Annotated in this window: 22 protein-coding genes; 10 read left to right on the forward strand and 12 right to left on the reverse strand. The window is 59.6% G+C overall.

From position 1 onward, the window contains the following. The 3 genes from AAEZ09_RS26325 to AAEZ09_RS26335 all read left to right on the forward strand — a co-directional run. Nucleotides 1-205: hypothetical protein (locus tag AAEZ09_RS26325; protein ID WP_350601361.1), on the forward strand; the 205-nt coding region annotated here is incomplete at its 5' end. Nucleotides 206-558: 353 nt separating this feature from the next. Further along, nucleotides 559-894, forward strand: coding sequence for a DUF6124 family protein (locus tag AAEZ09_RS26330; RefSeq protein WP_350601362.1), 336 nt, complete (start codon nt 559-561; stop codon nt 892-894). Nucleotides 895-1,015: 121 nt separating this feature from the next. Continuing rightward, nucleotides 1,016-1,414: a RidA family protein gene (locus AAEZ09_RS26335; RefSeq protein ID WP_045061184.1), complete on the forward strand. Its 399-nt coding sequence runs from the start codon at nt 1,016-1,018 to the stop codon at nt 1,412-1,414. A 199-nt stretch (nt 1,415-1,613) separates the two neighbouring features. Here AAEZ09_RS26335 and AAEZ09_RS26340 read toward each other — a convergent pair whose 3' ends face one another. From AAEZ09_RS26340 to gcl, 8 genes are all read right to left on the reverse strand, one after another. Beyond that, on the reverse strand, nt 1,614-2,612 hold the full coding sequence (locus AAEZ09_RS26340; RefSeq protein WP_045061183.1) for a sulfate ABC transporter substrate-binding protein: 999 nt from the start codon (nt 2,610-2,612) through the stop codon (nt 1,614-1,616). A gap of 186 nt (nt 2,613-2,798) precedes the next feature. Then, nucleotides 2,799-3,623: an ion transporter gene (locus AAEZ09_RS26345; RefSeq protein ID WP_045061182.1), complete on the reverse strand. Its 825-nt coding sequence runs from the start codon at nt 3,621-3,623 to the stop codon at nt 2,799-2,801. A 21-nt stretch (nt 3,624-3,644) separates the two neighbouring features. Further along, nucleotides 3,645-4,559 carry an urea transporter gene (locus tag AAEZ09_RS26350; protein WP_350601363.1) on the reverse strand — a complete coding sequence of 305 codons (915 nt, stop codon included), beginning with the start codon at nt 4,557-4,559 and terminating at the stop codon, nt 3,645-3,647. A 145-nt stretch (nt 4,560-4,704) separates the two neighbouring features. Then, nucleotides 4,705-6,120, reverse strand: coding sequence for a pyruvate kinase (gene pyk / locus AAEZ09_RS26355; protein WP_045061180.1), 1,416 nt, complete (start codon nt 6,118-6,120; stop codon nt 4,705-4,707). Then, a complete protein-coding gene (locus AAEZ09_RS26360) occupies nt 6,110-7,390 on the reverse strand; it encodes a glycerate kinase type-2 family protein (protein ID WP_045061179.1) in 1,281 nt (426 codons plus the stop codon). The genes pyk and AAEZ09_RS26360 overlap by 11 nt, the downstream gene beginning before the upstream one ends. Nucleotides 7,391-7,541: 151 nt before the next feature. Next, on the reverse strand, nt 7,542-8,432 hold the full coding sequence (locus tag AAEZ09_RS26365; protein WP_350601365.1) for a 2-hydroxy-3-oxopropionate reductase: 891 nt from the start codon (nt 8,430-8,432) through the stop codon (nt 7,542-7,544). 143 nt (nt 8,433-8,575) lie between these two features. Beyond that, entirely contained in the window at nt 8,576-9,358 is a 783-nt protein-coding gene (gene hyi, locus AAEZ09_RS26370; protein ID WP_205893834.1) for a hydroxypyruvate isomerase, read from the reverse strand. Nucleotides 9,359-9,521: 163 nt separating this feature from the next. Then, entirely contained in the window at nt 9,522-11,297 is a 1,776-nt protein-coding gene (gene gcl, locus AAEZ09_RS26375; RefSeq protein WP_045061176.1) for a glyoxylate carboligase, read from the reverse strand. 267 nt (nt 11,298-11,564) lie between these two features. On the opposite strand from gcl, the gene AAEZ09_RS26380 reads away from it, so the two are divergent. Beyond that, on the forward strand, nt 11,565-12,005 hold the full coding sequence (locus AAEZ09_RS26380) for a GlcG/HbpS family heme-binding protein (protein ID WP_045057745.1): 441 nt from the start codon (nt 11,565-11,567) through the stop codon (nt 12,003-12,005). 196 nt (nt 12,006-12,201) lie between these two features. Then, nucleotides 12,202-12,660 (forward strand): REP-associated tyrosine transposase, encoded by a 459-nt coding sequence (locus AAEZ09_RS26385; RefSeq protein WP_045057746.1) that lies wholly within the window; start codon nt 12,202-12,204, stop codon nt 12,658-12,660. A gap of 100 nt (nt 12,661-12,760) precedes the next feature. On the opposite strand, the gene AAEZ09_RS26390 is transcribed toward AAEZ09_RS26385, so the two are convergent. Further along, the gene (locus AAEZ09_RS26390; protein WP_045057747.1) at nt 12,761-13,366 is read right to left on the reverse strand and encodes a TetR/AcrR family transcriptional regulator; all 606 of its coding nucleotides are present in this window, start codon (nt 13,364-13,366) and stop codon (nt 12,761-12,763) included. Between the two features lie 134 nt (nt 13,367-13,500). On the opposite strand from AAEZ09_RS26390, the gene AAEZ09_RS26395 reads away from it, so the two are divergent. Beyond that, a complete protein-coding gene (locus AAEZ09_RS26395; RefSeq protein ID WP_350601367.1) occupies nt 13,501-14,415 on the forward strand; it encodes a DUF808 domain-containing protein in 915 nt (304 codons plus the stop codon). Between the two features lie 145 nt (nt 14,416-14,560). Here the strand turns inward: AAEZ09_RS26395 and AAEZ09_RS26400 are convergent, their stop codons facing one another. Then, a complete protein-coding gene (locus AAEZ09_RS26400) occupies nt 14,561-15,349 on the reverse strand; it encodes an MlaA family lipoprotein (RefSeq protein WP_350601368.1) in 789 nt (262 codons plus the stop codon). Then, a complete protein-coding gene (gene mlaY, locus AAEZ09_RS26405) occupies nt 15,342-16,640 on the reverse strand; it encodes a lipid asymmetry maintenance lipase MlaY (protein ID WP_045057749.1) in 1,299 nt (432 codons plus the stop codon). The genes AAEZ09_RS26400 and mlaY overlap by 8 nt, the downstream gene beginning before the upstream one ends. 223 nt (nt 16,641-16,863) lie before the next feature. Here mlaY and AAEZ09_RS26410 point away from each other — a divergent pair, with 223 nt between their 5' ends. Then, complete coding sequence (locus tag AAEZ09_RS26410; RefSeq protein WP_205893838.1) at nt 16,864-17,232, forward strand: hypothetical protein; 369 nt, start codon at nt 16,864-16,866, stop codon at nt 17,230-17,232. A 57-nt stretch (nt 17,233-17,289) separates the two neighbouring features. Here the strand turns inward: AAEZ09_RS26410 and AAEZ09_RS26415 are convergent, their stop codons facing one another. Beyond that, nucleotides 17,290-18,888, reverse strand: a complete 1,599-nt coding sequence (locus AAEZ09_RS26415; RefSeq protein WP_350601370.1) for a glycoside hydrolase family 17 protein — start codon at nt 18,886-18,888, stop codon at nt 17,290-17,292. Between the two features lie 300 nt (nt 18,889-19,188). Between AAEZ09_RS26415 and AAEZ09_RS26420 the strand changes: the two genes are divergently transcribed. The 3 genes from AAEZ09_RS26420 (at nt 19,189) to AAEZ09_RS26430 (ending at nt 22,258) form a co-directional block, all read left to right on the forward strand. Continuing rightward, the gene (locus tag AAEZ09_RS26420; protein WP_045057752.1) at nt 19,189-20,040 is read left to right on the forward strand and encodes a glycine betaine ABC transporter substrate-binding protein; all 852 of its coding nucleotides are present in this window, start codon (nt 19,189-19,191) and stop codon (nt 20,038-20,040) included. A 251-nt stretch (nt 20,041-20,291) separates the two neighbouring features. Next, the gene (locus AAEZ09_RS26425; RefSeq protein WP_042558286.1) at nt 20,292-20,603 is read left to right on the forward strand and encodes a DUF485 domain-containing protein; all 312 of its coding nucleotides are present in this window, start codon (nt 20,292-20,294) and stop codon (nt 20,601-20,603) included. Further along, nucleotides 20,600-22,258 (forward strand): cation acetate symporter, encoded by a 1,659-nt coding sequence (locus tag AAEZ09_RS26430; protein ID WP_045057754.1) that lies wholly within the window; start codon nt 20,600-20,602, stop codon nt 22,256-22,258. Before AAEZ09_RS26425 ends, AAEZ09_RS26430 begins: the two co-directional genes overlap by 4 nt. The last annotated feature ends 31 nt before the right edge of the window (nt 22,259-22,289 follow it).

Consider the following 22,289-nt stretch of genomic DNA (forward strand, 5'->3'; position numbering starts at 1 on the left):
CTGGTGGACGCAGCATTTATGTACGGCGCAGATCACTGTGGGAGCCAGCCTGCTGGCGATGGCGTCTGCACATTCGAAAACGATGCGGCAGGGAGATTGCCATCGCGGGCAAGCCTTGCTCCCACAGGGTACTGGTGGTGTACGCAACATTTTTGTACGGCTGACATCTCTGTGGGAGCCGGGCTTGCCCGCGATGGCGGTCTGACAAACACCGCATGATGTCGGATGTAGGAAGCAGGCTACGTCGCCTTGCGCCTTTGCCTACAACTACGTCAGAATCCGCCGGCTTGTGCGGTTTGGACGCGTCCGGTAGCTTGATTTCCGTCACTGCTCATCAGTGATCGGGTTTCGCAGCCCGGGTCAATCAAGGCGCTCAGCGCTACCGTTACGTTCAGTTGGCGTTTTTTACGTCCGCTGCATTTCGTTATGGCGGCTGTGCGCGGGAGATCTTCGGGTCTGCCGGGTTCCTTGATTCCCGGTCTGCGAACCTGCGTACAGCTGCCACCTCCCTCGTTTCGCAGCGAACAGTGGCGGCTCCATTAATCAAGGAGCTTCACCATGTTCAAACCCACGCCCAACCCCCCGCAGCCAGACCAAGAGCACACTGAATCTGACGATTCAGCCCAGCAAAACTACCTCAACTTCAGCGCCCTTAAACACGCTGAAACCCCCTACAAACCCGAAAGCATGTTCATGATCGCCCCTGACATCGCCACCGAAACCTTGCTGGCCCAGGCCTGCGAATCCCTGGCATCGGCGAATGTGATGGCCAATGACCTGGCAGGCTTTATCACTGGCCCGTATCGCAACGCCCTGTTGGGAATAGCGCAGATCATCATGCTGGCCGAATTGGCGGTAAACCGTGCGCTGGATAACATCGAACCTCAGGACTAGCGACGAATCGACGGTCGCTGGTTATTGAGTTTCCCGGTGTTGCAGCGGCCATACTCCGGGTAGAACTCGCCATTGGGTTGGTTTAGTTTTCCCGATTCGTTTCAACGAACAGGGAGTTTCCATGCTGAAAACAACTATCAATCCATCGACCGTTTTTGATTCTCTTCAATACGGATTCAGCCAGGCCGTGGAAGTCACTGGTGGGCGGCGGGTGCTGCTGTCTGGTCAGGTGGGGGTCGATGAGTTCGAGCGCACGGTTGCGCCCGGGCTGTACGAGCAGACGGTCAAAGCTTTCCAGAATATCGAGAGCATTTTGAATGAGGCCGGTGGGAATCTGGCGCATGTGGTCATGATGCGGATTTACGTCGCGGAGTCTGCAAGGGATGAGCAGGACCACATAACCCGCGTCCTGCTGGAACGGTTTGCGGATAAGCCGCCTGCGTCTTCGTGGGTCATTGTCAGTGGGCTTTCTTTGCCGGAGTGGTTGATCGAGATTGAGGTGGAGGCGGTTTTGCCTTGATGGTCGCAGAGCCCTGAGAAGACCGTGTCATCGTTCATCGCGGGCAAGCCTTGCTCCCACATACTTAGCACAGCAGACCTTGGCCCCACAGGCCTTGCTCCAACAGACCTTCCCCCTGCAGTTTGGGGGGAGCTCCAGTTAAAGTGCACACCCACAAAAAAGGCGACCTCAGGTCGCCTTTTTCATTACCGCTCAGTGATCACTGGCCGCCGTAGATCTGGTCAAAAACCCCACCATCATTGAAGTGAGTTTTTTGCACGGTGCGCCAGTCACCGAAGGTTTTCTCTACCGAAAGAAAATCCACTTTCGGAAAGCGATCGGTGTACTTGGCCAGTACTGCCGGGTCACGCGGGCGCAGGTAGTTCGCCGCCGCGATTTCCTGGCCTTCCGGGGACCACAGGTACTTCAGGTATTCCTCGGCGGCTGCGCGGGTGCCTTTTTTCTCGACGACTTTGTCGACCACAGACACTGGCGGCTCGGCTTCGGCGGAGACGCTGGGGTAAATGACTTCAAACTGGTCGCGACCGAATTCGCGGGCAACCATTTCCGCTTCGTTTTCGAAGGTCACCAGCACGTCGCCGATCTGGTTGGTCATGAAGGTGGTGGTGGCCGCGCGGCCGCCAGTATCGAGCACCGGAGCCTGCTTGAACAGTTTGCCGACGAAGTCCTTGGCTTTGTTCTCGTCACCGCCGTTTTTCAGCACGTAACCCCAGGCCGAGAGGTAGGTGTAGCGACCGTTACCCGAGGTTTTCGGGTTCGGCACTATGACTTGCACGCCTTCCTTGAGCAGGTCGGGCCAGTCTTTCAAGGCTTTCGGGTTGCCCTTGCGGACGATGAACACGGTGGCCGAGGTGAATGGCGCGCTGTTGTTCGGCAGGCGGGTGACCCAGTTGTCCGGGACCAGTTTGCCGTTGTCCGCCAGGGCATTGATGTCGGTGGCCATGTTCATGGTGATCACGTCAGCGGGCAGGCCATCGATCACCGAACGCGCCTGTTTGCTGGAGCCGCCGAAAGACATCTGTACGGTGATGTTTTCGTTGTGCTCGGCTTGCCAGTGCTTCTGGAAGGCAGTGTTGTAGTCCTTGTAGAAATCGCGCATCACGTCGTAGGAAACGTTGAGCAGGGTCGGTGCGGCCTGAGCCATGCCGGTCAGTGCCAGGCCAGCGGCGAGAAGTGAGGCACCAAAGAGTTTTTTCACTGCGCATTCCTTGTTTGGTAGGAGCTGCCGAAGGCTGCGATCTTTTGATCCTGATTTGAGGAAGAAGATCGCAGCCTTCGGCAGCTCCTACGGGGTCATTTTTTCAGGTCCAGTAGGTGTCGGCATCTTACCGCAGCGACTATAACGGCAGCGGCATAGTCCTTTAAAGATTAAAAAGCTCTGTGCTTATTCCAGTTTCTTGAACAGCGCATTGCCGCAGCGCGAGCAGAATGCGGCGCCGTGTTCGTGACTGTTCTTGCGGCACACCGGGCAGTCGTGTTGCAGCTGCTCACCGCGCATGGCGTTGGCCAGTTCTGCGGTAAAAATCCCGGTGGGCACGGCGATGATCGAGTAACCGGTGATCATCACCAGCGACGAAATTACCTGGCCCAGCGGGGTCTTCGGCACGATGTCGCCAAAGCCCACGGTGGTCAGCGTAACGATCGCCCAATAGATGCCTTTGGGGATGCTGGTGAAGCCATGTTCCGGGCCTTCGATCACGTACATCAGCGTGCCAAACACCGTCACCAGGGTGCATACGCTGACCAGGAACACCACGATCTTCTGCTTGCTGCCACGCAGCGCCGACATCAGGTAGTTGGCTTGCTTGAGATAGGGGCTGAGCTTGAGCACGCGGAATATCCGCAACATGCGGATGATGCGGATGATCAGCAGGTACTGCGCGTCGGCGTAATACAGCGCCAGGATGCCGGGCACGATCGCCAGCAAATCCACCAGCCCGTAAAAGCTGAATGCGTAGCGCAACGGCTTGGGGGAGCAGTACAACCGCAAGCCGTACTCGATGGCGAAAATAATCGTGAAGCCCCACTCGATATACGCCAGCACGTTGGCGTAGTTCTGGTGGATCGAGTCGATGCTGTCGAGCATCACAATCACAATGCTGGCGAGGATGATCAACAGCAAAATGCCGTCGAAGCGCCGCCCCGCCTTGGTGTCGCTCTGGAAAACCATGACGTAAAGCTCTTCACGCCAGTTTCTGCTGCTGTCCATGGATACCGCCTGAACCAATGATCAGCGAAGCCTAGGTTGATTCTCCTCCAGAGCGCAAGGCGTATGGGCGACAGCGGCCTTTCCGAGCATTTGCACAACCGTGCGGATCAGCCAGCAGGCGAGGATGAAAGGGGCGGTCAGCGTCGGCAGGCCGATGGCGGCAAACACCGGTGTCAGTATCAGTGCGAATGCAATTCCGAGCAGCGGCAGCCAAGGCTTCTGGTGCAGTGAGTTGCAGGCGAGGGCGGCGAGTACGGCGTTGTAGCCACCCAGGCCGATCAATGCGCTGTAGAAGTCGTAATGCAGCATGCTCCAGCCCATGCCCGCGACAGACGCCAGCATCGCCCAGCAGAAGGCACGACGGTCGGCGATCAGCAAGCCGGCGGCAATCATCGCGCCGGCCAGCGGATGACCGAGGAACATCACCTGGCCCAGGCCTTTGAGTGGAGCGGCGAGGATGTTCTGCGGGCTGATTTCGATCAACTGCGCATTGCTCGAGGGCGTGGCGAAGCACAACAGCAACCAGCCCAGTACCACGAATGGCGCCGTATAGGCTGGCAGGCACTGGCTGAAGCGCACACGTTTGAGCCACTGTTGGGTGAACATCGCACTCAGCCCGCCCGCAGCAATGATCAGCGGTGGCAGCAACGCGGACCAAGGGAAATAAAGGCTCAGCAGCAAACCGAGCAGCACGCCGTTGTAGCTGAATAGTCCAGCCTGACGGTCGGCCTTGGCGTAGCCGCGACGTTGCGCGGTAAGCAAGCCGGCGACACCGCCCAGCAGTGCGCCGCCGAGCAGGACGGGCGCGGTGAACAGAATGGCCAACAGGCACAGCAAGCCAAACAGCGGGTGCCGCTGGAGGAAAATCTGGCTGAAGCCGTTGAGCAGGGCAGTCGCCCAATCGGGGCAGTGGGTGTTGAAGTGGTTGGCAGGCATTTTTATTTTGTGTCAGGTGAAATGGGGCGCCTGCATTGCCAGCAGGCTGGCTCCCACACTGAATCTCCGTTCAGCCTTGATGATGTGAACGACACAAAACCAATGTGGGAGCCAGCCTGCTGGCGATGAGGCCGATATGGGCGTTCTAGATCAACGTCTCGATACGCAACGAGTTAGTCGACCCCGGCTGCCCAAACGGCACACCCGCAGTGATCAGCAAGGTGTCGCCGCGCTGGGCCATGCCCTGGGCCTGTGCGATCTCCAGTGCCGTCGAGCACACTTCGTCCACCTGGCGCAGCCGGTCATTGACCACCGAGTGCACACCCCAGGCCACGGTCAGGCGGCGCGCGGCCTGCAGGTTTGGTGTCAGGTTAAGGATGGGCACCGTCGGCCGCTCACGGGCAGCGCGCAGGCTGGAGGCCCCCGACTCGCTGTAGTTGACCAGCACCGCCACCGGCAGCACGTTGCTGATGCGGCGAATCGCGCAGCTGATGGCATCGGACACCGTGGCCTCGGCTTTTGGCCGGCTCACATCCAGTTGCGCCTGGTAGTCCGGACCGTTTTCCACCTGGCGGATGATTTTGCTCATCATCTGCACGGCTTCCAGCGGGTATTCGCCCGAGGCGGTTTCCGCCGAGAGCATCACCGCGTCAGCCCCTTCAGCCACGGCGTTGGCGACATCGGTCACCTCGGCGCGGGTGGGCGCAGGGGAGAAGCGCATCGATTCGAGCATCTGCGTGGCCACTACCACCGGTTTGCCGAGCTCGCGGCAGGTGCTGATGATGTTCTTCTGGATCTGCGGCACGCTTTCGGCGGGCACTTCCACGCCGAGGTCGCCGCGAGCCACCATGATCGCATCGCTCAATTCGGCGATTTCGCGCAACTGGGTGACCGCCGAGGGCTTCTCGATCTTGGCCATCAGGAACGCTTTGTCACCAATCAGCGAGCGTGCTTCGCGGATGTCTTCCGGGCGCTGTACAAACGACAGCGCCACCCAGTCCACGCCCAGCTCCAGGCCGAAACTCAGGTCGCGGCGGTCCTTGGCCGTCAGGGGGCTCAACTCCAGCACCGCTTGCGGTACGTTCACGCCTTTGCGGTCCGACAGCTCGCCGCCATTGAGCACCGTGGTGTCGATGGCGTCGGCGTATTTGGTCACCACCCGCAGGCGCAGCTTGCCGTCATCGAGCAGCAGGTCCATGCCCGGCTCCAGCGCGGCGATGATTTCTGGGTGGGGCAGGTTGACTCGTCGCTCATCACCCGGTGTTGCATCCAGGTCCAGGCGCAGGGCCTGACCACGCACCAGCTGCACCTTGCCTTCGGCGAACTTGCCGACCCGCAGCTTGGGGCCTTGCAGGTCCATCAGGATGCCCAGCGGATAGTTGAGCTGGCGCTCGACTTCGCGGATCCACTGGTAGCGCTGAGCATGATCGGCGTGATCGCCATGGCTGAAGTTCAGGCGAAAAATATTGACCCCGGCCTCGACCAGCTCGCGAATGTCGTCAATACCGTCGGTGGCGGGGCCGAGGGTGGCGAGGATTTTAACCTTCTTGTCAGGCGTCATTTTTAGGGCTCTCGAGGATCAGGATGGCGCGGAAATCGTTGACGTTGGTGCGGGTCGGCTCGGTGACAATCAGGGCGTCCAGCGCCTGGAAATAACCGTAGCCGTTATTGTTGTCGAGTTCATCGCTGGCGCTCAGGCCCAGGGCGGTGGCACGGGCGTAGCTGTCGGGCGTCATGATCGCGCCGGCATTGTCTTCGGAACCATCGATGCCATCGGTGTCCCCAGCCAAGGCGTACACCCCAGGCAGGCCCTTGAGGCTGTCGGTCAGGCTGAGGAGAAACTCGGCGTTGCGCCCACCCCGGCCATTGCCACGCACGGTCACGGTGGTTTCGCCGCCGGAAAGGATCACGCAGGGGGCGGGCAGGGGCTGACCATGCAGCACCACTTGCCGCGCAATGCCGGCGTGAACCTTGGCCACTTCCCGGGATTCGCCTTCCAGGTCACCGAGGATGAGCGGGCTGAAACCGGCTTGCCGGGCTTTCACTGCGGCCGCTTCCAGCGACTGTTGAGGCCGGGCGATCAGCTGGAAATGACTGCGGGCCAAGCTCGGGTCGTCAGGTTTTACAGTTTCCGATTCGGGATTTTGCAGCCACTCGCGTACGGACGCCGGAACTTCGATGGCGTAGCGCTTGAGGATCGCCAGGGCTTCGGCGCTGGTGCTTGGGTCGGCCACGGTCGGGCCGGACGCGATGACCGTGGCGAGGTCGCCCGGTACGTCGGAAATGGCGTAGGTGTAAACGGTGGCAGGCCAGCAGGCCTTGCCGAGACGACCACCCTTGATCGCCGAGAGGTGCTTGCGCACACAGTTCATCTCGCCGATGGTGGCGCCGGACTTGAGCAGGGCTTTGTTGATGGACTGCTTGTCAGCCAGGGTAATGCCGGCAGCGGGCAGGGCGAGCAGCGCTGAGCCTCCGCCCGAGAGCAGAAAGATCACGCGGTCGTCTTCGCTCAGGTTGCTGACCAGCTCCAGTACGCGCTTGGCCACGGCCAGGCCGGCGGCATCGGGCACCGGGTGCGCGGCTTCGACCACTTCGATTTTTTCGCAGGGTGCGCCATGGCCGTAACGGGTGACCACCAGGCCGGAGACTTCGCCCTGCCAGCAGCGTTCGACCACTTGAGCCATGGCAGCAGCGGCTTTGCCGGCGCCGATTACGATCACCCGGCCCGTGCGATCACGTGGCAGGTAAGCTTCGAGAACGTGTTGTGGATGGGCCGCGTCGATGGCGGTGGCGAACAGGTCGCGAAGAAATTGTTGCGGATCGACCGACATGGCAGGCTCCCGGAATTCTTGTTATTGGAGGTGGAGCAACTCTGCTCCTTGTGGGAGCCAGCCTGCTGGCGATTCAGGCGCTGAGGTCTAACAGACACACCGCGTTGATTTCATCGCTAGCAGGCTAGCTCCCACAGGGTTTGTGCAGGGTTTATTTATCGCGAATCGAGAAATTCGCCATGTGCTCCAGGCCCTTGATCAGTGCCGAGTGGTCCCAGTTGCTGCCACCGATCGCCGCGCAGGTGCTGAACACTTGCTGGGTGTTGGCGGTGTTCGGCAGGTTGATGCCCAACTCGCGGGCACCGGCCAGGGCCAGGTTCAGGTCCTTCTGGTGCAGGCTGATACGGAAACCCGGATCGAAGGTGCCTTTGATCATACGCTCGCCGTGCACTTCGAGGATCTTGGAGGAAGCAAAACCACCCATCAGCGCTTCACGCACCTTGGCCGGGTCGGCGCCGTTTTTCGAAGCAAACAGCAGCGCTTCGGCCACGGCCTGGATGTTCAGCGCCACGATGATCTGGTTGGCCACTTTCGCGGTCTGCCCATCGCCATTGCCGCCCACCAGGGTGATGTTCTTGCCCATGGCCTGGAACAGCGGCAGTACGCGTTCGAAGGCATCGGCATCGCCGCCGACCATGATGCTCAGGGTCGCGGCTTTCGCGCCGACTTCACCACCGGACACTGGTGCGTCGAGGTACTGGGCGCCTGTTTCGTTGATCTTGGCGGCGAAGGCCTTGGTCGCGGTCGGCGAGATGGAGCTCATGTCGATGACGATCTTGCCTTTGCCAATACCGGCGGCGACGCCGTCGGCGCGGAACAGCACGTCGTCGACCTGTGGGGTATCGGGCACCATGATGATGATGACTTCAGCTTCCTGAGCGACTTCTTTCGGGTTCGCCAGGGCGATCGCGCCGGCGGCAACCAGGTCAGCAGGCGCAGCGTCGTGGTGTGCCGACAGGAACAGGCTGTGACCGGCTTTTTGCAGGTTCGCCGCCATTGGGTGGCCCATTATGCCGGTGCCGATAAATCCGATTTTAGCCATGAGAAATTCCTCTTGTTTTATGCGGTTCCCTGTAGGAGCTGCCGAAGGCTGCGATCTTTTGATTTTGATCTTGATCTTGATCTTCAAAATCAAGATCAAAAGATCGCAGCCTTCGGCAGCTCCTACAGAGATGTCATGTTCGTTTAGATCGCGTTGTGGGTCTTGAGCCAGCCCAGACCGGCTTCAGTGGTGGTCAACGGCTTGTATTCGCAACCCACCCACCCCTGGTAACCGATGCGGTCCAGGTGCTCGAACAGGAAGCGGTAGTTGATCTCACCGGTACCGGGTTCGTTACGCCCCGGGTTGTCGGCCAACTGCACATGGTTGATCTCGCCCAGGTGCGATTGCAGGGTGCGGGCCAGGTCGCCTTCCATGATTTGCATGTGGTAGATGTCGTATTGCAGGAACAGGTTGGCGCTGCCCACTTGTTCGCGAATCGACAGGGCCTGGGCCGTGTTGTTCAGGTAGAAACCCGGAATGTCGCGGGTGTTGATCGCTTCCATGACCAGCTTGATCCCCGCCGCCTGCAGCTTTTCGGCTGCGTACTTGAGGTTGGCGACAAAGGTTTTTTCCACGGTGGCGTCATCCACGCCTTGTGGACGAATGCCCGCCAGACAGTTGACCTGGGTATTGCCCAGCACTTGCGCGTAGGCAATCGCCAGGTCGACACCGGCGCGGAATTCTTCAACCCGATCCGGCAGGCACGCGATGCCGCGCTCGCCCTTGGCCCAGTCACCGGCCGGCAGGTTGAACAGCACCTGGGTCAGGCCGTTGGCGTCGAGGGTGGCCTTGATCTCGGCCGAGCTGAAATCGTAAGGAAACAGGTACTCGACACCACTGAAACCGGCCTTGGCGGCCGCTTCGAAACGGGCAAGAAAATCCTGTTCGGTGAACAGCATGGACAGGTTGGCTGCGAAACGCGGCATGGTGATCTCCTGTTATAAATTGAGAATGATGGCTCTGTGTAGGAGCTGCCGCAGGCTGCGATCTTTTGATTTTGATCTTCAGCATCAAAGATCAAAAGATCGTCCGAACGCGGCCCGAACCTGCGGAAGCTCCTACACGTGGCGAACCATCAGCAATAGTGGATCAGTCGAGCAACGAAATCGCAGTCGGTGCGTCGTTGCCGACCAGCGCCAGGTCTTCGAACTCGTTGACGGCGTTGATCTCGGTACCCATGGAAATGTTGGTCACACGCTCCAGGATAATCTCCACGATCACCGGCACCTTGAACTCTTCGATCAGTTCCTGGGCCTTGCGCAGGGCAGGCTGGATCTGAGCCGGTTCGAACACACGCAGTGCCTTGCAACCCAGGCCTTCGGCGACCGCGACGTGATCGACACCGTAACCGTTGAGTTCCGGAGCGTTGAGGTTATCGAAGGACAGCTGCACGCAGTAGTCCATGTCAAAACCGCGCTGCGCCTGACGGATCAGGCCCAAGTACGAGTTGTTTACCACAACGTGGATGTACGGCAGTTTGAACTGCGCGCCCACGGCCAGTTCTTCGATCATGAACTGGAAATCATAGTCGCCCGACAGTGCCACGACCTTGCGGCTCGGATCTGCCTTGACCACGCCCAGTGCCGCCGGAATGGTCCAGCCCAACGGACCGGCCTGGCCACAGTTGATCCAGTGACGCGGCTTGTACACATGCAGGAACTGCGCGCCGGCAATCTGCGACAGACCGATGGTGCTGACGTAGCAGGTGTCCTTGCCGAACACCTGGTTCATTTCTTCATACACGCGCTGCGGCTTGACCGGCACGTTGTCGAAGTGGGTCTTGCGGTGCAGGCTGGCCTTGCGCTGCTGGCAGTCCTGCAGCCAGGCGCTACGGTTTTTCAGCTTGCCGGCTGCTTGCCATTCGCGAGCGACTTCGATGAACACGGTCAGCGCGGCGGCAGCATCGGAAACGATGCCCAGGTCCGGGGTGAACACGCGGCCGATCTGGGTCGGCTCGATGTCGACGTGAATGAACTTGCGGCCTTCGGTGTAGACGTCGATGGAACCGGTGTGACGGTTGGCCCAACGGTTACCCACGCCCAGCACCAGGTCGGACTTGAGCATCGTGGCGTTGCCGTAGCGGTGCGAGGTCTGCAGACCGACCATGCCCACCATCAATGGGTGATCGTCCGGAATCGTGCCCCAGCCCATCAGGGTCGGGATCACCGGGATCCCGGTCAATTCGGCGAACTCCACCAGCAGCTCGGAGGCGTCGGCGTTGATGATGCCACCGCCGGCGACCAGCAATGGGCGCTCAGCCTGGTCGAGCATGGCCAGGGCCTTCTCGATCTGCACGCGGTTAGCGGTCGGCTTGGCCAGTGGCAGTGGTTCGTAGGCGTCGATGTCGAACTCGATTTCGGCCATCTGCACGTCGAACGGCAGGTCAATCAGCACCGGGCCCGGGCGACCGGAGCGCATTTCGTAGAAGGCTTTCTGGAAAGCGTAGGGCACCTGGCCCGGTTCCATCACAGTGGTCGCCCACTTGGTGACCGGCTTGACGATGGCAGTGATGTCCACCGCCTGGAAATCTTCCTTGTGCATACGGGCGCGGGGGGCCTGGCCGGTGATGCAGAGGATTGGAATCGAGTCGGCCGAGGCGCTGTAGAGCCCGGTGACCATGTCCGTACCAGCGGGTCCCGAAGTGCCGATGCACACGCCGATGTTGCCAGCCTTGGTGCGGGTGTAGCCCTCGGCCATGTGCGACGCGCCTTCAACGTGGCGAGCGAGGACGTGATCGATGCCACCGACCTTTTGCAAGGCGGAGTACAGCGGGTTGATCGCGGCGCCCGGGATGCCAAAAGCGGTATCAACCCCTTCACGGCGCATCACCAGAACGGCGGCTTCGATTGCTCTCATTTTGCTCATAGTTTTGTGCCTCTTACGTTTTGTAATTGTATACAAGTGGCTTTGCGCAGAGTTTATTCACGGCGGACGGCGCAGGTCAATCCATTTTCTCAAGCGACTGTTTCATTCGTCGGAAGCCCCTTGTGCTGTGGCTTTTCGTCGCATGTGGCGCTTTTCGATAATTATTGTATACAAAAAAATAACTCATTGTGTTCTATTTGTTGCATCGGGCTGCGGCACTAGCGCGCAGGCCACTGGCTTTCCCTATAACAAAATGAGGACGGCACCATGAGCGCTTTAACCTTGAAAGTTGCAGTCAACCTGGTCAATCAGGCCATTTCGGCAGGGCGTGCAATCTCTGCGGCTCCACTGACCATTGCAGTACTGGATGCCGGCGGGCACTTGATCACCTTGCAACGCGAGGACGGCGCCAGCCTGCTGCGCCCGCAAGTGGCCATCGGCAAGGCCTGGGGCGCAATCGCCCTGGGCAAGGGGTCGCGCCTGCTGGCACTGGACGCACAACAACGCCCGGCATTCATCGCGGCCTTGAACAGTTTGGGGCAGGGCAGCGTGGTGCCGGCACCGGGTGGTGTGTTGATCCGGGATCAGGATGGGAATGTACTGGGAGCGGTGGGGATCAGCGGCGATCTTTCGGATGTCGATGAGCAGTGTGCAATCAGTGCGATCGAGGCGTCGGGGTTGCGGGCGGATGCGGGAGTAGTGGCTTGATCTATGGGTGATTGATACCGCTATCGTCAGCAGGCTGGCTCCCACAGGGGTTTATCTGGAGTGTCAGAGATCAACTGTGGGAGCCAGCCTGCTGGCGATGACGGACATTCAAGCACATCCAGCTAACTGTCTGCCCCGCCCTTGGGGAATATCAGGACTAGCCTAGTTCCTGAATCAATCATGCAAAGGGCAAGGAATGCCTGATTTACCCGCTTCAAAGCGCCTGCGAATCGGCCGCTATGCTGAATCCAGCCGCATTTACCTGCTGACTATCAATACTCGCGACCGAGAACCGATATTCAAGGACTTCTCCTTGGGTAGAGGGGTGGTCAATCAATTTCGCTGCGCTCAGGATCAAGGCTTCGCCAACTCACTGGCATGGGTTGTCATGCCCGATCACTTTCATTGGTTGATTGAGTTGCGGCAGGGGTCGTTGGGTGGACTGGTGCAAAGGACTAAATCCTTGAGCACCAAGGCAGTGAAGCAGTCTACCGGTCGAACCACCAGTCTCTGGCAGAGAGGGTTTCACGACCGGGCGCTGCGGCGGGAAGAGGATTTAGTGAAAATGGCTCGATATGTTGTAGCCAACCCGCTGCGGGCTGGACTGGTAGAGAAGCTTGGCGACTATCCGTTGTGGGATGCTATCTGGGTTTGACCCGAATCGGAGTCGTCCCCATCGCCAGCAGGCTGGCTCCCACAGAGTGTTATCTGATTGTCAGAGTTCAACTGTGGGAGCCAGCCTGCTGGCGATGACATCAGTCCGGCTCACACCCCTTCAACACCAACCGGATAATCGTCTGCGCCGCTGCTTCGTAATCCTCTTCATCCAGCTTCGCCTTGCCGGTAATTGCAGTGATCTGCCAGTCAAAGTCTGCATACGTCTGGGTCGCTGCCCAGATGCTGAACATCAGGTGATTAGGGTCGATCGTTGCGATCTGGCCGCGGTCGATCCAGGTCTGGATGCAGTCGATGTTGTGCTTGGCCTGGCTGTTCAGTTGTTCGACCAGGTCGGCGCTCAGGTGTGGGGCGCCGTGCATGATTTCGCTGGCGAACACCTTGGAGGCGAACGGCAGGTCGCGGGAGATGCGGATTTTCGAGCGGATGTAACCGCTCAGCACTTCACTGGGTACACCGTCGGCGTTGAACGGCGTCGAGGCCTGCAGGATGGGCTCGATGATGCTTTCCAGAACCTCGCGGTAGAGGTTTTCCTTGGATTTGAAATAGTAGTAGACGTTAGGCTTGGGCAAACCCGCCTTGGCTGCGATGTCACTGGTTTTGGTCGCAGCGAAGCCCTTGTCGGCAAATTCTTCACTGGCGGCACGCAGGATCAGTTCTTTGTTGCGCTCGCGGATAGTGCTCATAAACCAGGTGGTTCCTTGCCTGTACTGGCGGTGGCGCATGGTAGCACCGGCTTTGCGCACCGCTCAAGAATGCCCCGCGACGGCTCTGGCAGGCTATGCTGCCCAGCATTCACTCTTTGCAGGAAATTTCATTCATGGCAGGAAGCAGTTTGCTGTTGCTGATCGACGACATCGCCGCGGTGCTCGACGATGTGGCGCTGATGACCAAGATGGCCGCGAAAAAGACGGCAGGCGTGCTGGGTGATGACCTGGCACTCAATGCGCAGCAGGTGTCCGGAGTACGTGCCGAGCGCGAAATACCGGTGGTATGGGCCGTTGCCAAGGGCTCGTTCCTGAATAAGCTGATCCTGGTGCCGTCGGCGCTGGCGATCAGCGCATTCGTCCCGTGGCTGGTCACGCCATTGTTGATGGTCGGTGGGGCTTACCTGTGCTTTGAAGGGTTTGAGAAGCTGGCGCATAAATTCCTCCACAGCAAGGCTGAGGACGAGGCTGAACACGCCCAGCTGGTCGAAGCGGTAGCCGACCCGGCGACCGACCTGGTGGCTTTCGAGAAGGACAAGATCAAGGGTGCCATTCGTACTGATTTCATCCTGTCGGCGGAAATCATCGCCATCACCCTGGGAACCGTGGCTGGCGCTTCGCTGACCCAGCAGGTCATCGTGTTATCGGGGATCGCCATCGTGATGACCGTGGGCGTCTACGGCCTGGTCGCGGGCATCGTCAAACTCGATGATCTGGGCTTGTGGATGACCCAGAAGCCAGGCCAGGTGGCCAAGAGCATCGGCAATGGAATCCTGCGGGCCGCGCCCTACATGATGAAAAGCCTTTCGGTGATTGGTACCGCGGCGATGTTCCTGGTCGGCGGCGGGATTCTGACCCATGGCGTGCCGGTGGTTCATCGCTGGATCGAGGAGGTCAGCGCGGGTGCTGGCGGGGCCGGCTTTATCGTGCCGATGTTGCTTAATGCCGTGGCAGGGATTGTGGCGGGTGCGGTGGTGTTGGCGGGGGTGATGCTGGTGAGCAAAATCTGGAAAGCGCTGAAGAGCTGAAGCTGCACGCATTTCAAAGATAATACTGTCCAATGTGGGAGCGGGCTTGCCCGCGATGGCGGCGCGACATTCAACGTAGAGGGTGAATGTTGTGGCCCCATCGCGGGCAAGCCCGCTCCCACAATTGGTTTTGATGTTGCCGCTGTTACTCGGCGATCTGCAACTTGCGCGATTCGGTATACACGTAGCGCACCTTCTCGTACTCGAACGGCGAGTTCAGCTGGCCGTAACGGAAGCTGGTCTGATAGCGCCGATCAACTGCGCGCAGCATCCAGACTTCCGGGTGGTTGGAGCTGACTTCCGAAACGTTGAAGAAGTTGTTCGCCGACTCGGCGGTAAAGTCCACGGCCAGGCCGCCGGTGTCGCGGATGTTGGACGGGCCGAGGATGGGCAGCACGAAGTAGGCGCCGCCCGGTACGCCGTAGAAGCCCAGGGTCTGGCCGAAGTCTTCGCTCTGGCGCGGCAGGCCCATGGCGGTGGCCGGGTCCCAGAGGCCGGCGATGCCGATCGTGGTGTTCAGCAGCAGGCGCGCGGTGGTTTCCATAGAGCGCTTGCCCTTGAACTGCAGCAGGCTGTTCATGAGGTTCGGCACATCGCCGAGGTTGTTGAAGAAGTTGCTCACGCCGGTGCGCAGGAAGCTCGGCGTGATGTAGCGGTAGCCATCGACCACAGGCAGGAACACCCATTGGTCGAAGCGGTAGTTGAAGTGGTAGACCCGGCGGTTCCACTCTTCCAGTGGGTCATAGACGTTAAGCGCGTTGAGCGTCGAGCGCTCGAACTCGCGCTGATCCAGTCCCGGGTTGAACTTGAGTTTGCTCAGCGGTTCCTTGAAACCATCGCTATCGACGACTATAGGCGCATTGGCTTTGCTGTTGTCGGCATGGGCGACGCCTGCACAGAGTAACGCTGCGATAAGCAGGAGAGATTTAGCCACGGAAGAACTCCAGCATGGCGTCGCTGTTGACGCGGTAATTGAGGTTGCCGCAATGGCCGCCCAATGGATAAACGGTCAGGCGGTCACCGAACGTCTTGCGCAGGAAACCCAGGTCACCGGGGCCCAGGATCACATCGTCGGCGTTGTGCATAACGGAAATTTTCGGGCTGTCGCGCAGGTAATCCTCGAGCGCGTAGAGGCTCACCTGGTCGATCAACTGCAGCAGGCTGCCCCCGTCCGTGCGGGCACGCCACATCGGAATCACCTGTTCGGTGATGTAGCAGTCGAAATCACACTGCAGCGCGCGCTTGAGGAACGGTGTAAGGCTGGTGCCTTCGGTGATCGGGTATTTCGGTGGAGTAATCAGGCCGCGACGGTTGATCAAGTCCGAGGTGAACGAAATATCGGCTGCCGAGAAGCGGAACGAGGTGCCGATCAACATCGCCATCTGTTCGTTGCTCAAGTGCTGCTTGGACTGCTGGAAGTCGTAGAGCAGCGCATCGTTGAGGTCGACGTAACCTTTCTGCTGGAAGTAGCGGGTCAGTTTGTTCAGCACCAGTTCATAAAAGGTGGTGCTGTTGTTGATGCCTTTAACCTCGGTCTGGACGAGTTTGTCCAGGTTGGTGATGGAGGTGTAAAGGTTGACCGGTGGGTTGAGCAGCAGCACTTTCTTGAAGTTGAAACTGCGGCGGGTCTCGTCCAGGTGCGCGACAAAGGCCGCATCCAGGGCGCCCAGGCTGTAACCGGTGAGGTAGTACTCGGTCACCGGTACTTTCGGATTCTGCGCCCGCACCGCCTGCATGACCCGGTACATGTCTTCGGCATCTTCCTTGGTGATGCCCGGGGTGGCGAAGCGCGAGGCGGCGCTGATGAAGTCGAAGCTGGTCGGCGAGGACAACTGCACGACGTGGTAGCCGGCCTTGTAGTAGAGCTTTTTCAAATATTCGTTGAGGCTGCTGTCATAGCGCGCGCCGGTACCGGCGATCAGGAAGATCAGCGGCGCGGCCTTGTCCTGGGTGGCGATGCGATAGGTAAGCTTCTTGACCGCCCAGAAGTTGTCCGGCAGTTGGAATGCGCGCTCCGGCCGCAGGGTGACGCTGCGGTCTTCCTGATTGATGTCGTCGTCCAGCGGCAACTCCGGACGCAGGTCCGGTGGAGTCGTGGCAATGGTGGCCTCAAACGGGTTGGTCAAGGGGTAGCCATAACTGGCGGCGTCGATGTCGACCGCCAGTGCGGACGCACTCAAAATAAGGCCGCCAAACAGGGCGGCGAAGCGCAAGGAACGGAGCATGACTAGATCCCTTAGAGGAAGGTGCCGGATGAAGTTCGCAGGCTATGACCACGGCTTTGCCGCCAAAGTGCCACGCATCGGCACGAAACAGGCGTAATTTCGGGTAATAGTAGCTGGACGATACACTTTGCAGCCATTTGATGACTACTTATCTGTCGCGCGCGTTTGATTAAATTGTGAGGAAGATTAAGCTGGCGGCCGTTTTCGCCTATTGGAGTGCCCCATGTCCCGCCGTCTACCCGTGATTCTGCTGCTTGTTTTGCTGCCGTTGTGGCTGGCCGCCAGTTACGGCGCGCGTTATGGCTTCATGGAAGACGCGCAGTGGGTGGGCATCTGCGTGGATGAGGCCAGTCGCTGGGAATGCCAGGCGCGTTCGAGCCTGGGCTTGATGATTCACTTCAAGGTATTAGGCTGGTCGGCGATCGCCGCAGCGGTGCTGGGCTTTGTTGTCCCTGGCCGGGCAGGGTGGTGGTTGGCGGTGTTGGCCCTGGTGCTGGGGTTTCCCGCATTGGCGTTGTACAACACGACGTTGGCGGTGTTTGCGGTGGTGATTGCAGCTTTGCGGCTGGTGCGGGCGGCTCGTAGCGACTGATAGCGGCCATCGCGGGCAAGGCTTGCCCGCGATGAGGCTCGAAGGTTCGCTGAAGGATCAGCCCTGCTGACGAACCCGCAAGCACCGCCACAACGCCGCCACCATCAGCCCACTCACCAGCGCCCAGGCCCAGGCCTGCTGGTTCTGCAACCCTTCTACAAACAGCTGCGGCGCAATGCCTGCGCCGATAATGAAAGTCAGCACGGCGATTTCCCGGCGTGGCACGCTCACCGGGCGGCACAGGTAGATCAGCGCCGGCAGGATGAATGCCATGCTTGGGAAGCTGCGATAACGCGCATCGAACACCAGTTCCAGCATCATCACCGCACCGGCAAAGCCTGCGCCGGCGACCAGCCAGCCGGCCCTGCGCTCCAGCACATTGAATGCTCGTCCACGCCAGCCCGTGCGAGCGCTCAAGGTCAGTGCGGCATGGGCCAGCACCAACAGATTTAATGCCGTCAGTAACGCAACCCACAGCCATTCGCTGGCAAATCGGGTGGTGACGCGCGCCAGGTCGCCCCAGGCGCCGATGGAACACGCTGCCAAGGCGCCCATTAAAGGCAGCACCAGCGCCGCGCGAGTGCTGCGCACGCGACCGCCAAGCACCAGGGTGCCAAGGAAAATCAAACCGCCGACCACCAGCCATTGCGCCCAGTACGGCACGTTCGACACGGGACCGGCCAGCACGCCCTTATCCTGGCGATCAGCATCGAACAGTCCCCAGTAACCGCCCACCGCACCTTCACTGGCGCGTTTCCATGGCTGGTCGAAGGCTTCGATCAGGTTGTAGTGCCAACCCTGTTGTTCTGCCATGGCAACAAAACCGCGGATGAACTTGGCTTCATTGACCCGGCTGGGCAGGGCCGTCTCGCGCTGGCGTCCTTCGCTCGGCCAGCCGGTTTCGCCAATCATGACGTCCTTCGGGGCGAATTTGTTGCCGAACACCTGGCGCACTTCAGCCACATGCTGCAGTGCGGCATCAATGTTGGAGGGATCGTCTTCCCAGTACGGCAGCAAATGAATGGTCAGGAAATCCACCGCCGGGGCGATTTCCGGGTGCTTGAGCCAGAATTCCCAGACGTCGGCATAGGTCACGGGTTGTTTTACGTTGCTCTTGACCTTGTTGATCAGCACGGCCAGTTGCGGGCCGGTGATTTCCTTGCGCAACAGCACTTCGTTGCCGACGATCACCGACGTCACCACGTCGGCATTGGCATTGGCCGAAGCGATCAGCAGGTCGACTTCCTTGGCCGTGTCCAGCGGGTTGCTGTTGACCCAGGCGCCGATCATCAACTTCAAGCCATGCTTGCGCGCCAGATCGGGCAGGGCTTCGAGGCCGGTCATTGAGTAGGTGCGGATGCATTCAAAGCGCGTGGCGAGCAGCGCAAGATCGGCGTCCATGCGCTCGGGGCGTAATTTGAACGGCACGTCGAACGGCGACTGGTCCTTGTCGAACGGCGTGTAGGAAGCGCACTGCAACTTGTGCGTAGCGCTGGCGACGTCCGGCAGGATCACCGGTTTACCAAGGCCGTACCAGAAACCACACAAGGCAAAAAGCCCAAGCAGGCAGGCGAACAGATAGGCAAAAAAAGGAAAGCGCGAGATCGCGGACATGGTCAGGCCGTCTGGGAGCAAAGCGGGGCATGTTACCTGCATTTACCGTGCGCTTGGTGCCTCGCATGGTTTTGACATGCAATGTTCGGGCGGATTGGCCGGGTGCGGGGGAGTGGCGATCATTAATGGCGTTCTGATGTCGTTTCTCGATGGCTTGAGGTCGCTGGCAGAGCAGGTCGCCCGCGGCGTCAGGTTGATTATCGAGGCGTCAGTGCTCTCATGGAAAAACCGAGCTGATGATCGAACGAGCTTGCGGTGTGCGTGATGGGGGCGCGGCGCACCAGAACAATACGTTGACGCGACTCGGCATCCGTCGAGCGCAGCACTTTCGGGGAAGTAACGATGAAGATGCGACGACTTTTAGGCGCGGGTGCCGCTCTGGTGCTTGCGATTGGCTCCACAATGGCCAATGCCGAGAGCAAGACCCTGAGCATCGGTTATGTCGACGGTTGGTCCGACAGCGTCGCGACCACTCATGTGGCGGCCGAAGTGATCAAGCAGAAACTCGGTTATGACGTGAAGCTGCAAGCGGTGGCGACCGGGATCATGTGGCAGGGCGTGGCCACCGGCAAGCTCGACGCCATGCTCTCCGCCTGGCTGCCGGTGACCCACGGCGACTACTGGGCCAAGAACAAGGACCAGGTAGTCGACTACGGTCCGAACTTCAAGGATGCCAAGATTGGCTTGATCGTGCCGGAGTACGTCAAAGCCAAGTCGATTGAAGACCTGAAAACCGACGACAGCTTCAAGGGCCGCATCGTTGGCATCGACGCCGGTTCGGGCGTGATGCTCAAGACCGATCAGGCGATCAAGGATTACGGCTTGAGCAATTACACCCTCAAGGCAAGCTCCGGCGCCGGCATGATTGCCGAGCTGACCCGTGCCGAGAAAAAGAACGAATCCATCGCCGTTACCGGCTGGGTGCCACACTGGATGTTCGCCAAGTGGAAACTGCGCTTCCTCGACGACCCGAAAGGCGTCTATGGCGCGGCTGAAACCGTGAACAGCATCGGCAGCAAAGAGCTGGCGACCAAGGCGCCGGAAGTGGCCAAGTTCCTGAAGAACTTCCAGTGGGCGTCGAAAGACGAAATCGGCGAAGTGATGCTGGCCATCCAGGATGGCGCCAAGCCGGACGCCGCGGCCAAGGCTTGGGTTGCGAAACACCCTGAGCGTGTAGCTGACTGGATCAAGTAATCTGAGGTCAGGCATCTATACCCTGTAGGAGCTGCCGCAGGCTGCGATCTTCTGATTTTGATTTTTCAAGATCAAAAGATCGCAGCCTGCTGCAGCTCCTACAGTCGTGTTTAAGGCAGGGGAATTGTTTGCTGCTGGAAAATGGCGAGTCTGTCATGTCGTTCTAATACTAAGGTCGTCTGGAACCTGGCCCGCAGCCGCATAGAGTGGATAACGTTCCAACAATAATCTGTGCTGCGAGGATAAAAACAATGAACGACAGCATTTACCTCTCGATTCAAAACAGCCCGCGTTTCAAGGAGCTGGTTAGCAAGCGAGAAAAGTTCGCCTGGATTCTTTCGGCGATCATGCTTGGGCTTTACTCCGGATTCATTCTTCTGATCGCTTACGGGCCGCATTTGCTGGGCGCGAAAATCAGTCCTGAGTCATCCATTACCTGGGGCATTCCGATCGGTGTTGGGCTGATCCTCTCCGCCTTCATCCTGACCGGCATCTACGTAAAACGCGCCAACGGCGAATTTGACGACCTGAACAATGCGATTCTCAAGGAGGCTCAGCAATGATCCGGCGTCTATTGGCTCTATTGAGCGTTGCAGCATTTGCACCGGGTGCCTGGGCGGCGGATGCCTTGACCGGCGCAGTGACCAAGCAGCCACTGAATGTCCCGGCGATCCTGATGTTCGTGGCGTTTGTCGGCGCTACTTTGTGTATCACCTACTGGGCCTCGAAGAAAAACAACTCGGCGGCCGACTACTATGCGGCCGGCGGCAAGATCACCGGTTTCCAGAACGGTCTGGCGATTGCCGGTGACTATATGTCCGCGGCGTCCTTCCTGGGTATTTCCGCCCTGGTGTTCACCTCTGGCTACGACGGCCTGATCTATTCGATCGGCTTCCTGGTGGGCTGGCCGATCATTCTGTTCCTGATCGCCGAGCGCCTGCGTAACCTGGGTAAATACACCTTTGCCGACGTGGCGTCCTACCGCCTTGGGCAAACCCAGATCCGCTCGCTGTCCGCCTGCGGCTCGCTGGTGGTGGTGGCGTTCTACCTGATCGCGCAAATGGTGGGTGCCGGCAAGCTGATCCAGCTGCTGTTCGGCCTCGACTACCACGTTGCGGTTATCCTGGTCGGTATCCTGATGTGCATGTACGTGCTGTTCGGCGGCATGCTGGCGACTACCTGGGTGCAGATCATCAAGGCAGTACTGTTGCTGTCCGGCGCCTCGTTCATGGCGTTGATGGTAATGAAGCACGTCAACTTCGACTTCAACGCGCTGTTCTCCGAGGCGATCAAGGTTCACCCTAAAGGTGAAGCAATCATGAGCCCTGGCGGTCTGGTGAAAGATCCGGTCTCCGCGTTCTCCCTGGGCCTGGCGCTGATGTTCGGTACCGCTGGCCTGCCGCACATCCTGATGCGCTTCTTCACCGTGAGTGACGCGAAAGAAGCCCGCAAGAGCGTGCTGTACGCAACCGGCTTCATTGGCTACTTCTATATCCTGACCTTCATCATCGGCTTCGGCGCGATCCTGCTGGTCAGCACCAACCCGGCGTTCAAAGATGCTGCTGGCGCGCTGTTGGGCGGCAACAACATGGCAGCGGTGCACCTGGCTAACGCAGTGGGCGGCAGTATCTTCCTGGGCTTTATCTCGGCGGTAGCGTTCGCGACCATCCTGGCAGTGGTTGCCGGTCTGACCCTGGCCGGTGCTTCGGCGGTGTCTCACGACCTGTACGCCAGCGTGATCAAGAAAGGCAAGGCGAACGAGAAGGACGAGATCCGCGTGTCGAAAATCACCACTATCGCCCTGGCGGTGCTGGCGATTGGCCTGGGTATCCTGTTCGAAAGCCAGAACATCGCGTTCATGGTGGGCCTGGCATTCTCCATCGCGGCGAGCTGTAACTTCCCGGTACTGCTGCTTTCCATGTACTGGAAGAAGCTGACTACCCGTGGGGCAATGATCGGTGGTTGGCTGGGGCTGGTGAGCGCTGTTGGCTTGATGGTCCTGGGCCCGACCATCTGGGTGCAGATCCTGCATCACGAGAAGGCGATCTTCCCGTATGAGTACCCGGCACTGTTCTCGATGATCATCGCGTTCGTGGGCATCTGGTTCTTCTCGATCACCGACAAGTCGGCGGCTGCAGACAGGGAGCGGGCGCTGTTCTTCCCGCAGTTTGTCCGTTCGCAGACAGGTTTGGGGGCGAGTGGGGCGGTTTCGCACTAAGCGCATCGTAGGCTGTTAACAAATGCCCCGG

The sequence above is a fragment of the Pseudomonas sp. 65/3-MNA-CIBAN-0223 genome (assembly GCF_040310425.1).
Lineage (GTDB): Bacteria > Pseudomonadota > Gammaproteobacteria > Pseudomonadales > Pseudomonadaceae > Aquipseudomonas > Aquipseudomonas gregormendelii.